Source organism: Flagellimonas hymeniacidonis, from assembly GCF_008040165.1.
GTDB lineage: Bacteria > Bacteroidota > Bacteroidia > Flavobacteriales > Flavobacteriaceae > Flagellimonas > Flagellimonas hymeniacidonis.
The window spans coordinates 819,595-832,854 of record NZ_VRUR01000001.1; the positions used below are offsets into that span (position 1 = coordinate 819,595).

At 37.6% G+C, this 13,260-nt stretch carries 19 protein-coding genes and 1 tRNA gene; 5 read left to right on the top strand and 15 right to left on the bottom strand.

Features of this window, described 5'->3' with window-relative positions:
* Window positions 1–24 precede the first annotated feature (24 nt).
* Together FVB32_RS03565 and FVB32_RS03570 are read left to right on the top strand one after the other, a co-directional pair.
* Window positions 25–399, top strand: a complete 375-nt coding sequence (locus FVB32_RS03565) for a hypothetical protein (protein WP_147741245.1) — start codon at window positions 25–27, stop codon at window positions 397–399.
* Window positions 400–524: 125 nt separating this feature from the next.
* The gene (locus FVB32_RS03570) at window positions 525–1,220 is read left to right on the top strand and encodes a tetratricopeptide repeat protein (RefSeq protein WP_147741246.1); all 696 of its coding nucleotides are present in this window, start codon (window positions 525–527) and stop codon (window positions 1,218–1,220) included.
* A 3-nt stretch (window positions 1,221–1,223) separates the two neighbouring features.
* Here the strand turns inward: FVB32_RS03570 and FVB32_RS03575 are convergent, their stop codons facing one another.
* Both FVB32_RS03575 and FVB32_RS03580 read right to left on the bottom strand, forming a co-directional pair.
* Window positions 1,224–1,724 (bottom strand): nuclear transport factor 2 family protein, encoded by a 501-nt coding sequence (locus FVB32_RS03575; protein ID WP_147741248.1) that lies wholly within the window; start codon window positions 1,722–1,724, stop codon window positions 1,224–1,226.
* Window positions 1,714–2,211, bottom strand: a complete 498-nt coding sequence (locus FVB32_RS03580; RefSeq protein WP_147741249.1) for a hypothetical protein — start codon at window positions 2,209–2,211, stop codon at window positions 1,714–1,716. The genes FVB32_RS03575 and FVB32_RS03580 overlap by 11 nt, the downstream gene beginning before the upstream one ends.
* A gap of 64 nt (window positions 2,212–2,275) precedes the next feature.
* Between FVB32_RS03580 and FVB32_RS03585 the strand changes: the two genes are divergently transcribed.
* Window positions 2,276–3,223, top strand: coding sequence for an NAD-dependent epimerase/dehydratase family protein (locus FVB32_RS03585; RefSeq protein ID WP_147741251.1), 948 nt, complete (start codon window positions 2,276–2,278; stop codon window positions 3,221–3,223).
* A 24-nt stretch (window positions 3,224–3,247) separates the two neighbouring features.
* On the opposite strand, the gene moaC is transcribed toward FVB32_RS03585, so the two are convergent.
* The 7 genes from moaC to FVB32_RS03615 form a co-directional block, all read right to left on the bottom strand.
* Entirely contained in the window at window positions 3,248–3,676 is a 429-nt protein-coding gene (gene moaC / locus FVB32_RS03590; RefSeq protein ID WP_147741253.1) for a cyclic pyranopterin monophosphate synthase MoaC, read from the bottom strand.
* A 4-nt stretch (window positions 3,677–3,680) separates the two neighbouring features.
* A complete protein-coding gene (locus FVB32_RS03595; RefSeq protein WP_187269488.1) occupies window positions 3,681–4,121 on the bottom strand; it encodes a molybdenum cofactor biosynthesis protein MoaE in 441 nt (146 codons plus the stop codon).
* A gap of 56 nt (window positions 4,122–4,177) precedes the next feature.
* Window positions 4,178–4,249, bottom strand: a tRNA-Arg gene (locus FVB32_RS03600).
* 50 nt (window positions 4,250–4,299) lie between these two features.
* Window positions 4,300–4,713, bottom strand: a complete 414-nt coding sequence (locus FVB32_RS03605) for a DUF6691 family protein (protein WP_147741255.1) — start codon at window positions 4,711–4,713, stop codon at window positions 4,300–4,302.
* A 2-nt stretch (window positions 4,714–4,715) separates the two neighbouring features.
* Window positions 4,716–5,273, bottom strand: a complete 558-nt coding sequence (locus tag FVB32_RS03610; protein ID WP_147741257.1) for a YeeE/YedE family protein — start codon at window positions 5,271–5,273, stop codon at window positions 4,716–4,718.
* A gap of 108 nt (window positions 5,274–5,381) precedes the next feature.
* On the bottom strand, window positions 5,382–5,528 hold the full coding sequence (locus FVB32_RS17675; RefSeq protein WP_187269489.1) for a hypothetical protein: 147 nt from the start codon (window positions 5,526–5,528) through the stop codon (window positions 5,382–5,384).
* 135 nt (window positions 5,529–5,663) lie between these two features.
* Window positions 5,664–5,870 carry a YgaP family membrane protein gene (locus FVB32_RS03615; RefSeq protein ID WP_147741259.1) on the bottom strand — a complete coding sequence of 69 codons (207 nt, stop codon included), beginning with the start codon at window positions 5,868–5,870 and terminating at the stop codon, window positions 5,664–5,666.
* 148 nt (window positions 5,871–6,018) lie between these two features.
* On the opposite strand from FVB32_RS03615, the gene FVB32_RS03620 reads away from it, so the two are divergent.
* Window positions 6,019–6,894: a sterol desaturase family protein gene (locus tag FVB32_RS03620; protein ID WP_147743413.1), complete on the top strand. Its 876-nt coding sequence runs from the start codon at window positions 6,019–6,021 to the stop codon at window positions 6,892–6,894.
* Window positions 6,895–6,916: 22 nt separating this feature from the next.
* Here the strand turns inward: FVB32_RS03620 and FVB32_RS03625 are convergent, their stop codons facing one another.
* The 6 genes from FVB32_RS03625 to FVB32_RS03650 all read right to left on the bottom strand — a co-directional run bounded on the left by FVB32_RS03625 (window position 6,917) and on the right by FVB32_RS03650 (window position 11,916).
* A complete protein-coding gene (locus tag FVB32_RS03625; RefSeq protein ID WP_147741261.1) occupies window positions 6,917–7,189 on the bottom strand; it encodes a heavy-metal-associated domain-containing protein in 273 nt (90 codons plus the stop codon).
* A gap of 22 nt (window positions 7,190–7,211) precedes the next feature.
* Complete coding sequence (locus FVB32_RS03630) at window positions 7,212–7,553, bottom strand: rhodanese-like domain-containing protein (RefSeq protein ID WP_147741263.1); 342 nt, start codon at window positions 7,551–7,553, stop codon at window positions 7,212–7,214.
* Window positions 7,554–7,629: 76 nt separating this feature from the next.
* On the bottom strand, window positions 7,630–8,013 hold the full coding sequence (locus FVB32_RS03635; RefSeq protein WP_147741265.1) for a rhodanese-like domain-containing protein: 384 nt from the start codon (window positions 8,011–8,013) through the stop codon (window positions 7,630–7,632).
* 8 nt (window positions 8,014–8,021) lie between these two features.
* Window positions 8,022–9,431: an MBL fold metallo-hydrolase gene (locus FVB32_RS03640; RefSeq protein WP_147741267.1), complete on the bottom strand. Its 1,410-nt coding sequence runs from the start codon at window positions 9,429–9,431 to the stop codon at window positions 8,022–8,024.
* 58 nt (window positions 9,432–9,489) lie between these two features.
* Window positions 9,490–11,220, bottom strand: coding sequence for a SulP family inorganic anion transporter (locus tag FVB32_RS03645; protein WP_147741269.1), 1,731 nt, complete (start codon window positions 11,218–11,220; stop codon window positions 9,490–9,492).
* A gap of 63 nt (window positions 11,221–11,283) precedes the next feature.
* Window positions 11,284–11,916, bottom strand: a complete 633-nt coding sequence (locus FVB32_RS03650) for a Crp/Fnr family transcriptional regulator (protein ID WP_147741271.1) — start codon at window positions 11,914–11,916, stop codon at window positions 11,284–11,286.
* A gap of 158 nt (window positions 11,917–12,074) precedes the next feature.
* Between FVB32_RS03650 and FVB32_RS03655 the strand changes: the two genes are divergently transcribed.
* Complete coding sequence (locus FVB32_RS03655) at window positions 12,075–13,208, top strand: PQQ-dependent sugar dehydrogenase (protein WP_147741273.1); 1,134 nt, start codon at window positions 12,075–12,077, stop codon at window positions 13,206–13,208.
* Window positions 13,209–13,260 lie beyond the last annotated feature (52 nt).

Sequence of the window (13,260 nt, forward strand, 5' to 3'; positions counted from 1 at the left end):
TTAGTTATTTAAGTTAGTAATGTCATGGGAAATTCAAGATTAACAACAAGAATCTTGATGGAGATGGAGAATTTGATTACAAGAAGTAATACAAGAGAAAACATAACCTCAAGATGTAAAGACCTACACAGGTCAATTCTAAGAAAGCATTATAATGCGGCAGATGTAGAGATAGACTATAATAGGCACCGGATAAAAATGGATGTAGTATTGGACGATGCACAATATGACCCCAAAACCATAAATATGGTAGTTTCTACCTTACCTGTCAATCTTTTCTATAAAGACCTGAGTGTCTTTTTAAAGTCCTGTTTATTAAAAGATGTAAAAAGCCTGGCTTTTTATGCAAGTTTGCTTAAACAGTATACCGATAGAGATGTTTCTATGATGGCCCTCTAAAACAAATAGAATTGCTATTGAAAAAGATGTCGGTTGACATCTTTTTTGTTTTTAATGCTTATAGTATTCTTTAACAGCATAATACCAATAATTTTTTTAGTTTTGGCGCACTAAAGCCAATATAGATGAGAAAGATTGTTTTGTTGTTATTGTTATGTATAAGTTTCAACGGGATTTCGCAGACCAAAAGTGAACTTCTAGAGCATTATGAGGCCTTTTACAAGGAAATGCGCCTACAGGGAGATATTAATGGGGTAATAAGCTCATTAACACATTTAAATGTGCTTTCACCCTCCAAAGAACGTAAGGACACTTTGGCCTTTGTGTATATGAACAACAATCAGCATATGCAGGCGCTTAATACTATTGGAATTGAGAAAAATGGCGATGATTCTGATTTAGCAGTGCAGGTAAAAGCGGTTTCTTTAAAAGCGCTAAACCAGCCCAAAAGAGCTTTGGAACATTTTGAAGTACTCTTTACACGCAGCCCATCAGCTTATTTAGCGTATGAATTAGCTGACCTTAAAATCCAGACTGGAAACAACGATGGAGCTTCTACCAACATTGCGTATGGAATTGCTAACGCAAAAGATGATATGAAATATGCGTTCTATGAAAGACAACAACCTTACGAAGTTCCTTTAAAAGCGGCTTTTTATCATTTACAAGGTCTTGTTGCATACAATAAGGACAAAAACAACATTGACAGTGCCATTGCGTCAATTGATGAGGCATTAAAGCTTGATCCTAATTTTAATCTAGCTAGCTTAAGCAAACAGGCATTGGAATCGAGAAAGGAAAAACCGGAAGGGGAGGAATAATAGCTATTCTTTCTTCTTAAGTGCTAGGAGCAATAGACTGTCTTTTTCTTTTTTGATCTGAATCAATTCTGCCACATTTTCGTTGGGCACCGCAATTGAAAGTACATAATGGGCAATTTTCCATTGCCCATTTTCTTTTTTAATGACCCCAGAACCCCTGCAAAGCTTCATTTGGGTATCCAACAACTCATCAAACCAGGCAAAATCACCACTTTCGTTTAGGTAAATATTACGTTCCACAGTAGTAAAGCTCCAAGCCTTTCCTCTATCGAAATAGGGTTTGGAAAATTCTTTAAAGGCCTTGTTTTGCCAATTTTCAGTGGCATCCGTGCCAATAAATACCCCATCAGCAGTCATCAATCCAAAATAAGCATCAAAATCTGCATTTGCGGCTGCCCGATGCCATTCATTCAACACGGCATCAATATGTGTCTTCTCATCTGTTTGAGCGTTCAACGAAATTGCAAAAATCAGTGCTAAAAAGTAAAGTGTCCTACTCTTCATTTAATATTAAGTTTTTATCTAATTGGCTATTAACAAGCACATTGAATTGTTTCCGAAATGCGTTATAGGCTTCCAGCATTTCTATAGTTGGTTCAGTGGAATCCCGATTATTTAAAATACTAGCTTTTACCTTCAGTAGATAGGTTTTAAAAACACGTTGCCTGCTCTTGATTTGCATTTTATCGAACAACTCTGGGTACACCGCCTTTTCTAAAAGTTTTTCTTTCTCAATAAGGTCATCAATGGCCAAAATTAAATCTTCATTGTTTCTGGCCTTGTACAATACGTCCAAACTACTAGATAATGCTTTAAACTCTGCCCACTCCTCCACAAGGGTAGTTGCCTCAGAATTCATGGCCAGCTTTTTTGGCATTTTCTGATAGCTAAACGGAAGTTCACCGTCTGCCGTGTTCTGCGCATCAGACCCATCTCCTTTACAGCTAAGCAAGGTCACAAAAACAAGGATAATGCATGATAATTTTCGCATAAGCGAATGTACAAATTTTAATAAAGGCTATCTTTACCCACTAACGCAATTAACTCCATTTTAAATGCAAAAATCCATTCTTATTCTTGGTGCCTGTGGCCAAATAGGGACAGAGCTTACTTTTGAATTAAGGGCCAAATATGGTTCAGAAAATGTGGTGGCAAGTGATATTAGAGAAGGAGGACAAACCCTTATGGAATCTGGCCCATTCGAGCTTCTCGATGCCACAAATTACGAAGCCATAGAAGACGTGATCATGCATTATGAGATTGAGGAGGTGTACTTAATGGCGGCTATGCTAAGTGCTACTGCAGAAAAATTTCCCATGCGCGCTTGGAATCTTAATATGAACTCTCTTTTTAATGTCCTTAACCTGGCTAAAGACAACAAAATAAGTAAAATCTTTTGGCCATCGAGCATTGCGGTTTTTGGCCCAAATACACCCAAAAATAATACAGCGCAAAATACCATTATGGAACCCAGTACTGTTTATGGAATCAGCAAACAATCTGGGGAGCGTTGGTGCGAATATTATTTTAAAAAGTTTGGGGTTGATGTGCGCAGTGTACGTTATCCAGGATTGATCAGTTGGAAAACCATGCCCGGTGGGGGAACCACTGATTATGCGGTTGAAATATACCATGCCGCCTTGGAACAAGGAAAATACCAATGTTTTTTAAATCAGGATACCAAATTGCCCATGATGTATATGGATGATGCCATAAAAGCAACCATCAGTTTAATGGAAAGTAACCCAGAAAAATTGAAGGTGCGGTCATCTTATAATTTGGGAAGCATGAGTTTTACGCCCAAAGAAATCACCGAAAGTATCCAAAAACACATTCCTGATTTTGAGGTGACCTATGTTCCAGATTTTAGACAGGAAATAGCTGATTCTTGGCCAAGCAGTATTGATGATACCGCAGCTAAGCATGATTGGAATTGGAAACCTGAGTTTGATTTAGATAGCACTACGGCTGAAATGCTCAATAATTTAAAAAAGACTTCATAGGAAGAGCGTAATCTTCTAGCGAAACTAGGTGTTTTCAATATCGGATTTTCCGCCGGTCTTTTTCAACAATTTGATGTGATGTATCTCAACCCCTTTATCAATGGGTTTTAGCATATCGTACATATTAAGGGCGACCACACTAGCACCGTGCATGGCCTCTACCTCCACTCCAGTTTTGTAAAAGGTTTTTACCATAACCTTCACTGTAATATCCAGCCCATTTATCTCATAATCTATGGCACAATGCTCAACTGGCAAAGGGTGGCAATCTGGCAATAAGTCTGCCGTTTTTTTAACGCCCAAAAAACCAGCTGCCTTACTCATGGAAAAAACATCTCCTTTGGGTACAGTTCCTTTTTTAATAGCATCTATGGTAACCATAGAGCTCACTTTAATAACAGCTTGGGCAATTGCTGTTCTATAGGTTGATTGTTTCTGTGTGATATCGACCATTGTCCTAGGTATTTACTTTCCATTGATAGGAATCGTCCTCAAAAAGTTCTTTCCCAAAAACAGGCACATGGGCCTTTATTTCTTCAACTACAAATTCCAACGCTTCAAATGCCGTTCTTCTGTGCGGCGAAGAGACAAAAACAAAAAGGCAGATTTCACCCACTCCTACTTTTCCTAAACTATGATAAATATGCATACAGGTAATGTCAAATTTTGAAAAGGTCTTTTCCCTTATCTCATGGAATTTTAAGTTGGCCATTTCTTCATAGGCGGTATATTCTATTGCGCTTACTGTTTTGCCTTCAATTTCGTCAGCTCGTACCTGGCCCAAAAAAATATCATGCGCACCAATCTGGGTTTTAGACTGATGTTTCGCAATGGAATTTGCTATAAAGTCAGGGCTTATCGCCCCTTCCATAAATACATTCTTTATTTTCTTTTCCATAGAAAATGAATTTATGCTAAGGTAGCCAAGAAAAGTGAAAAGTGAAGATGATTTTGTAGCCCCGGCAAGAATCGAACTTGCATCTAAAGTTTAGGAAACTTCTATTCTATCCATTGAACTACGGGGCCATTACCATAAATGGGTTGCAAAAGTATGTTTTTTTAAGAAAATTTAGATTTTAATGAGGCAATTTATCCCTAAGGATTCCATAAAGATATGTCCCTACTATTGCTGATACCAATACCACCAGAATAGGAAGAAACCCTGCTCCAATTAGGGTGAAAATAGGTCCAGGACATGCCCCCGCAAGCGCCCAACCCAATCCAAAGAAAATCCCTCCCAACAAATATTTTTTGAACCCTCTCTCTTTTGGTTCGATAACGATTTGCGCTCCAAAAAAGGATTTTACATGGAATCGCTTAATTGCTTTTATTGAAACAATTCCGATTGCCAAAGCTGAGCCTATGATACCATACATATGGATAGCATCGAACCGAAACATTTCATAAATACGAAACCACGAAGCTGCTTCAGATTTAAACAGTATGATTCCAAAGAAAATACCAATCAACAAGTGTATCAGTGTCCGCATGGCTAAAAAATTAAAGGGAATAAAACATGAACCATAAAAAGACCTCCTATAAAAAATCCTATAACCGCTATTAAAGAAGGTAGTTGAAGATTACTAAGACCCGAAATGGCATGGCCCGAAGTACATCCTCCTGCATAGCGTGCCCCAAAACCTACCAATATTCCTCCAATAATTAATAATGCCAGTGTTTTTATATCAGAAAAAACCTCCACCCCAAAAAGCTCTGTAGGCAGATAGGCTTCACCTGCACTCACAAACCCTAAGGTATGCAACTCGGATACTGTGCTTGGGTTAATAGCCACTGCTGTTTCTGGACTCAAAAAGTTGGCACCAATAAAACCTCCAATTACTGTTCCAAGTACCACAACCAGATTCCATTTTTGCGATTTCCAATCAAATTTGAAGAAATCCGCTTGCTTTCCCGCTCCGCAAATGGTGCAAAGGGTTCTTAGGTTTGATGACATTCCAAAACGCTTGCCCATCAAAATCAATATGATCATAATAAAGGCAATCAAAGGACCTGAAACATACCAAGGCCAAGGGTTATAAACTAAATCCATTTTAAAATTCTAGCATTAGGGATTAAACCATCAATTTAGTGACTTTTGTCTTCAAGACAATAGCCTTTAGTATGGCGTGCTAGAGATTTTGAAAATATTGGGGGGGGGTCAAAGTTTTTTTGTGTCTTCTTTTTTCCCACCACTCATCAATGCCAAAACCGCTCCTATCAATACAATGACAACTGCAGCAAAAACACCAATCATCCAAATACCATTTTCCCAAGAAACCAACGGAATTACATGAAGTATTTTCATTTTTTTCAATTTTATGAAAACCAAATTTAAATAGCCCAGTCCTTATAAAACATGATATTTCTCAAACAACCAAAATTGATGAAAATACGCCCCAACGCTAAACATCAGGGCGTATTTAAAACAACCAATCAAAAACTATTTTTTCTGTTTAAAACTATTCATTCTAAAAATTGCATATAAAGGACAAAAGCTCACAAAACTTGTCAAAACAAATATTCCAGCCAAAGCCATCAATACATAAGCCAATGTTCCTTCAACTACATTAAAGTAGTACAACGCAACCACTATGGCAGCAATGAACAATCTTAATACACGGTCCAGGCCGCTCATATTCTTTTTCATACTATTTTATTTAAAGTTTTTTATGAAGAAAACCTATTCAAAACTACCACACATACGAAACCCACACAGTAACCTGGGTTACATTGGCGTATTCAATTTTATGCTACTTTTAATTTTAGGATATTTGTTATGGGTCAATAACGATTTTATGCAGGACTATTTTGAAGCTTTCACCAATGGTTTTTTAGGAACTACCCAATGGACTTGGAAATCTATCTTGTTTGAAGTGCCCTGGTATACCAATTATTTTTGGGGGTTGATTGTTATCTCGCTCCTTGTTTGGGGGTTGGAAATTCTCTTTCCATGGCGGAAAGAGCAAGCTATCTTTAGAAAAGATTTTTGGCTGGATGGTTTCTATATGTTTTTCAATTTCTTCATCTTCGCCATTGTTATCAGTGGTGTTTATAAAGTATTGGAGCTTCTATTGGGCAATATTGGGGTCACTGCCAAAAGCCTTGCTATTATCGATTTTTCTAATTGGCCTACTTGGTCCCAGTTACTTGTCTTTTTCATCTTGTTGGACTTTGTACAATGGTTTACTCATGTATTGCTCCATAAATTTTCTGTTTTATGGCAATTTCATCAAGTGCACCATAGTGTAAAAGAAATGGGCTTTGCCGCTCATTTGCGTTACCATTGGATGGAAAACATTTTTTACAAGCCCCTTAAAACTTTTGGAGTTATGATTTTGGGAGGGTTTGAGCCAGAACAAGCTTATATTGTCCATTTTGCTGCCATAGCCATAGGCCATTTAAACCATGCCAATATTAAACTTACGTATGGTCCGTTAAAGTATATTTTTAACAACCCGGTAATGCATTTGTATCATCATTCTTATGTGCTTCCAAAAGGAAAATTTGGCGTTAATTTTGGAATTAGTCTAAGTCTTTGGGATTATATATTTGGCACCCATTACATTCCCGAAAGTGGAGGAAAAATCAAATTAGGGTATCCAGGTGATGAAGCTTTGCCCAAAAGCTTTTGGGGGCAATTAGTATATGGTTTTAAAAAACCAAAGCGGTGATCACTAACTTAAGAAAGTGCCCTTAATTACTTCTGAATCTCCCATTGGCACAACTCACAAACGATTTTGCTTTTTGTAATATGCCGTTCTCATCTTCAGTGGCTGGATAGCCCAAGGCCTTTAATTTATCTTTGGCAACAGCAATATCATTACCGGTCAGATGCTCAAAACTGACTGATGATGTTTCTTCCTCAATGGTTATGTCTTTAATCCCATTTAGCTCAGATAACTTATTTACAATTGTCTTAGCGCAGCCACCGCATTTTAGATTTTGAATTTGAATTGTTGTTCTCATTACAAATTATTTGTTGAATTCACTACTTCCACATGTTATACCCTCCACGCAAATCATATATACAATCAAATCCAAAGGCTATTAGTTTTCTTGCAGCTTTTTGACTTCTATTTCCAGATTGACAGTACAAGTACAAAGGTTTATCCTTGTCCATTTTGGAGCAGGCTGCTTTAAAGGTAGATTGCTGAAAATAGTCGATGTTTCGAGCGCCTTTTATATGCCCAGATTTGAACTCCCTTGAAGTTCTTACATCCACCAATTGCACATGGTTATTAGCGATGGCATTTTTAAAATCTTCTGTATTCAACACCTTTATGGCATCTGATTTTATAGGACCCTTGAATAAAAAATTTAAGATTGACATATTCATGTTTTTAAGGCTCCTTAAAAGTAAACATCATGAATACGGTGGTCAGTAACGGGAGTTACATAACTATAAACTATTCCGAAGCACTCCAGTCTTGATATCCGCCCGTGTAATCATAAATCTTCTTGAATCCTCTGCTCTTTAGCAACAGTGCAGCATTGTTACTTCGTGTTCCTCTTCTACAATATAAATAGACCGATTCTTCTTTATTAAGTGTGGAAATTTGATTTATGAATATAATACTATCCTTAAAATTGAAATTAACTGCATCATCAATATAACCTTCGCTATATTCTTTTGGCGTTCGCACATCAATAAGTTGCACATCCTTGCCCATTACCTCAGCAATAAGGGTTTCCTTATCAATTTTTTTGATAAAACTTTCTTGCTCTGGCTGACATGAACTGAGCCACAGAAAACAAAAGCTTATTAGGGTAATACGCAATGGATTTTTCATGATATTGGTTATTTTAAAGTTGTTGGACAAACAAAATCTGTTACCGGAATACCAGCTTCTTTAATTGCCTTGAATCCTCCAGCAACATCAATTAAATTGTGAATGCCCCTGCTTTTTAGAATTGAGGCAGCAATCATACTGCGGTATCCTCCTGCACAATGTACATAAAATGTCTTGCTTTCTGGAAATTCCGCTAAATGGTCATTGAGGAAATCCAAAGGAGTCAAGATTGCGTCTTCAATATGTTCTGAAGCAAACTCGGTTTCCTTACGCACATCAAAAACGGGGATTTTCTCGGCCAATCGCTGTTTAAGTACATCGGCATTAATACTAGTGACAGTATCGACTTCTTTATCAGCTTCTTTCCATGCTTCAATTCCACCATCCAAATACCCTAGGGTACCATCAAATCCTACACGGGATAATCTGGTGATGGTCTCTTCTTCTTTTCCTTTGGGTGCTACCAAAAGTATGGGCTGTTTTACATCTGCAATTAATGCACCAACCCAAGGCGCAAAGCTTCCGCCCAACCCAATAAAAATAGATCTAGGTACGTGACCTTTGGCAAAATCATCCTGGTGTCTCACATCCAATACCACAGCTCCTGTTTCATTGGCCGCAATTTCAAAAGCATCTGGTATTAATGCTCTAGTACCTCTTTCCAAAACCGTATCAATATCCTCGTATCCTTCTTTATTCATTTTTACATTTAAAGGAAAATACAACGGAGGCGGTAGTAAGCCATCTGTTACTTCTTTTATGAATTCTTCCCTAGTCATATCGGCGCGGAGGGCGTAATTCATTTTTTTCTGATTGCCCAAGGTATCCACGGTCTCCTTCATCATATTTTTTCCGCAAGCAGATCCTGCACCGTGCGCTGGATATACAATGATATCATCTGCCAAAGGCATAATTTTATTTCGAAGACTATCAAACAAAATACCCGCCAGTTCTTCTTGGGTCATATCGGCAGCTTTTTGCGCTAAATCCGGCCTTCCAACATCCCCTAAAAATAAGGTGTCCCCACTAAAAATAGCATGGTCTTTTCCTTTCTCATCCTGCAACAAATATGTGGTACTTTCCATGGTATGCCCTGGGGTATGCAAGACTTTAATGGTTAATTTCCCTAGCTTAAATTCCTCTCCATCTTTTGCGGTTATAGACTCAAAAGAAGGATTGGCATTTGGACCATATACAATTGGCGCTCCTGTTTCTTTGGACAATGTCACGTGACCACTAACAAAATCCGCATGAAAATGCGTCTCAAAAATATATTTGATAACAGCACCATTTTCATTTGCTCTTTTTAAGTAAGGTTGCACCTCTCTCAATGGATCTATTATGGCTACTTCACCTTCGCTCTCTATATAATAGGCCCCTTGTGCCAAACATCCTGTATAAATTTGTTCAATTGTCATTTGCTATAATTTTGCTATCAAAGGTAAGATCGATATGTAATTGCTACAGTTACCAAAGTTACAAATGCTTTGTTTTAGATTGTAATGAAACTTTATCCTGAATTTTACTTTTCTCTTTTTGATTTGTGCAATATTCAAAGGCTTCGTTTGTTCTAACAAAAAGATTTCCCTTGCCTATTTGTTCAATCAATCCACTAGAAAATAAAATATCTCGGGTAGGCCCAATGACACCCGCAATAAGCAATTCAATTTTTTTTCCTTTCAAATCCTTCACCACTTGATTTAGCATGTTCAAGGCACTGCTATCTATATAATTAATCGCTTCAGCATTTAGAATGACATATTTGAGCGCATTTCCCTTTTTTAGAACATTTTTATGCAATTCGCTTTTAAAATAATCCTTATTGGCAAAGTATAGCTGTCCATCAAACCGGAGCACTAAAATATTTTCTGCCAATTCAATATCATTGCTAAAACGATTTACATTTTTAAAATAATCTGTACCTCTAATACGTCCTAAAATGGCAATATGTGGTTTAGATGTTCGATTGACCAACAACAATAATGAGAATAAGACCCCAAAAATTATTCCTTGGGAAATTCCAATCAACAAGGTTGTTAGAAAGGTAACCAATAATAAAAAGAACTCGTCTTTACGTTGTTTCCACAATTGCTTCGGATATTTTAAATCTATCAAACTGTACACTGCCACCAAGATGATAGCTCCTAGAACTGATTTTGGCAAGTAGTAAAAGAATGGGGTTAAAAATAGAAGGGTTAAACCTACGACCAATACGCTCACTAGGGAAGCTATTCCGGTTTTTGCCCCTTCATTTACATTTACCGCAGTTCTTGAAAGCCCTGCATTTGCCGGAAAAGATTGAAAAAGAGACCCAATGATATTGGAAATTCCCAAGGCTCTTAATTCTTGATTGGGTTCTGTGTGGTATTCATTGCTTTGATCTTCTACAGCTTTTGCAATCGTCATTGCTTCGGCAAATGCAATAAACGCCAATGCCATTGCCGTTGGGAAAGCTTTTACCATCATATCAACATCCAATTGTGGCATTTTAAAAGCGGGTAATCCTTTTGGTATCTCGCCAACAATGTGCACATCTGTCTCATTTACCATGAAAAAAAAGATGCCGACGATAGATAAAATGACTACAACCATTGCCGCTGGTACTTTTCCACTCAGTTTTTTTAATCCCAAAATCACCAAAACAGCACCTAAGCCAATACTTAAGTCGTAAAAATTTGTTTCTGATAGCTGTCCAAAAATAGCTTGAAGGGTCTTCAGCGTATTGTTGGTTGTTATTTCCAATCCGAAAAAATGCTTAAGCTGACTTATGGCAATAACAAGAGCTGCTGCAGAAGTAAAACCACTGACCACTGGTCTTGAGAGAAAATTAGAAAGAAAGCCAAGGCGCATAAAACCCATTACCAATTGAATGCATCCTACAAAAAGCGCTAAAAAAATAGCCATACTGATGTAATCATCAATATTTGCCAATTTCATTGCCGCCAAACTTGAAGCAACAATTAAAGAGTCAAGGGCAACAGGGCCCACAGCCAATTTTCTACTTGACCCGGTAAATGCATAGATTAAGTTAGGCACCAAAGCCGCATACAACCCATAAACTGGGGGAAGGCCTGCGATTAATGCATATGCCATTCCCTGAGGGATAAGCATCACCCCCACGGTAATACCAGCGGTAAAATCTTTTAGGAGAAAAGAACGATTGTATTCGGTTATCCAAGATACAATTGGAAAATACCTTTTGAGCATTTAGCTGAACTTTGTGTAAAAATAAGGAGCAAAGAGATGATTCCCAGTAACAAAAGGCACAAATTAAAGTTCAAGAATTTGAATGTGGTTTCTATGGAGCTCCAATTTTTTCAATTTTTCCAGTCTTTTTAATAGTCTAGACACCACTACCCTTGAAGTGTGTAGATCATATGCAATCTGTTGGTGGGTGTTTCGAATACAATTGTCTTTAGTGACCTCTGATTTCTTTTTGAGATACTCTACCAAACGTTGGTCCATATTCTTAAAAGCAATGTTGTCTACTGTCAACAATAGTTCATTTAACCTATTGTGATAGCTTTCAAAAATATAATTACGCCATCCTTTGTATTTAGCCATCCACTCTTCCATTTTTTGCACTGGAACCATAACGAGCAACACTTCTGTTTCTGTAATTGCCCTTATTTCACTTTTTGTCTGTCCCATACAACAAGTCATGGTAACTGAACACGTTTCTCCTTGCTCTAAATAATACAAGAGCAGTTCATCACCTTCGTCATCTTCCCGCAATACTTTAATGGCCCCTGAAAGCAATAATGGTATGGCCCTTACATAATTGCCAATATCCATTATGGTTTCACCTGCAGGTACTTCCGCAAGCTTGCCCACAGTACTGATCTCTTCTATAAGAGGTGTTTCAAATTGAGCACCAAAAGTTTTTAAAAGTTCCTCTTTCATTTTATACAAAATACTACCATAAAGGTACTCTTTTGCAAAAGGATTTTTTAAAGTCAAATGGTTAATCAATTTATAAATCCATCATAGTTCTTTTCAAATCAAACATGAAAAGTCAACACAATTAAAGATATTCCCAGCTTACCAATCAATGTTGATTTATGAAATACAAAAAACTCTCTCTCCTGTCTATAGTTGCTGGATTGGCCCTCCTGTTTTTTAATTGTGCCGATGACAAGGAGGCTTGGACTTTTGAAAGCGAAGAAGTCAATTTTAAGCTAGAAAAAGTCGCGGATAGTATCCGAGTTCCCTTTGGTATGTCGTTTTTACCTGATGGAAAGATGTTAGTCACTAATAGGTTTGCTGGAAAAATACTATTAGTTGATATTGGTACTGGAGAAAAAAAGGTGCTTAAAGGAGTTCCTGAATCGTATTGCAAGGGCGATGGGGGAGCGTTGGATATACTGCTTCACCCCAATTATAAACAAAATGGGTGGCTTTATTTTTCGCACTCCATAGGAGATAGTATCAGCAGTTCCATGGCCATTGAGCGAGGAAAGCTCAAAGGAGATTCGTTAGTAAATGTAGAGCGCATTTTTACAGCCTACCCTTTCTATAAATCCCCAAGCCATTATGGTTCAAGGATGGTCATAAAGGACAACTACTTGTTTTTTACCATGGGTGATCGCTATGACCTTAAAGATTCAGCACAGACCTTGAACAATCATTTGGGAAAAGTAATGCGCATTTTTGAAGATGGGAAAATACCAAACGACAACCCTTTTGTCGGTACAAAAAATGCAAAACCAGAAATATGGACCTTTGGGCACAGAAACCCTCAAGGGCTAACACTCCATCCCAAAACCAATGGCCTCTGGCTGCACGAGCATGGACCAAAAGGAGGAGATGAGCTAAACCGTATTGAACCAGGGCTTAACTATGGATGGCCAATAATATGCCATTGTATAGACTACGATGATACTCCAATCGGGGAGGGAATTACACATAAAGAAGGAATGGAACAGCCCAATTATTATTATACTCCGTCTATAGCGCCAAGTGGTATGGAATTTTATTCTGGAGATATCTTTAAAAAATGGAAAGGCAACTTATTTATTGGTGCAATGGCACTCACACATTTAAACAGATTGGTTCTAGAAAATGGTAAAGTAGTTGATGAAGAACGATTGTTAGAAGACTTTGGAAGAAGAATACGGGTGGTTAAACAGGGGCCAGATGGTCTTATTTATATTGGTGTTGACGGGGGAATGATTTTAAGATTAAGGCCTATTTAAGTTCTTTAGCAATACAGTTGCAAATTAGGCTGGTATGCAGAACTATATATTG